This window comes from Halorubrum sp. AD140 (assembly GCF_034497445.1).
Taxonomy (GTDB): domain Archaea; phylum Halobacteriota; class Halobacteria; order Halobacteriales; family Haloferacaceae; genus Halorubrum.
In genome coordinates, this window is the sequence record NZ_JAXRUU010000306.1 from 1 (window position 1) to 1,092 (window position 1,092).

At 72.4% G+C, this 1,092-nt stretch carries 1 protein-coding gene; it reads right to left on the reverse strand.

The genetic code is table 11. The features are described 5' to 3' along the window. The coding region (locus U4E84_RS18400) for an oligosaccharide flippase family protein (RefSeq protein ID WP_322533500.1) at nucleotides 1-1,092 on the reverse strand (1,092 nt) is incomplete at both ends.

Below are 1,092 nucleotides of genomic sequence, written 5' to 3' on the forward strand. Positions count from 1 at the left end.
CCGCTCCGCGAGCGCGACCCGATACCGCCGCGCTAACCGCCGCACGACGAAGCGGTCACGCGGGTCCACGCCGATGAGCCGGAGCGAGGCCGCGTACGCCGCGAGTCCGACCGCACTCCCCGTAAGGACCGCCGGGAGACCGGTCAGGAGCGAGCGGACCGCGTACATCGCGGTGACGGCGACGGCACCCGCCGCGAGCGGGGCGAGGAAGCTCCGATCGAACGGCCACAGCCCCTCGAATCGCCGGAGGAGGACGACCTGGATCCCGTTTTGAACCGCGATGGCGAGCGACGTGCCGAGCGCGGCGCCGACGAGCCCGTACCGGACGACGAACGCGTACGTGAGCCCGACGTTGAGGACCGCGAGCAGCCAGTCGAGCGCCATCCGCGCGTACTGGTGGTCGGTCATCATCAGGAGCCAGCCGGTCGCGCCGACGGCGCTCCCGACGAAGACGCCGCCGAGGTAGACGACCAGCGGGAGGTACCCGTCGACGTACGCCGCGCCGAACAGCGACAGGATCTCCCGGCCGTACACCGCCAGCACGGCGAGGAGCGGGACGACCGCGGTGACGATCTGTCGCGTGACGGAGCCGTACACCGCGTTGAGCGTCGCCGTCCGGTCGTTCGCGTACAGCTCCGAGGCGACCGGCGGGAGCAGTTGGTTGAACGAGAGGAGGGGGATCCACGCGACCGCGATCACCACGAGGACGACGTTGTACACGCCGGCCGCGGTCGCCGTCAGCAGCGCGCCGACGAGCAGCACGTCGACGCGGTTCTGGAACACCTTCCCGAGGCTGCTCATCGCGACCGGCGCCGCGTGGTTGTAGAAGCGCCGTGCCTCCGCGCGGGCGCCCCCGAGCGTCGGTCGAACCCCCGTGACGGACGCGGAGAGGGGGACCGCGGCCGCGGCGAGGACGCCGGTCGCGCCGACGATCGCTCCGGTGACGCCGACGACGGAGTAGCCGAGCGCGAGCGCGCCCACGGCGGCGACGAGCCGGACACCCGGCCGCAACAGCTTGTTGAACAGGATCTCGCCGCGGGCGGACCCGACCGCGCGGAAGAGCGCGGACGCGACCATCACGACGCCGAGTAG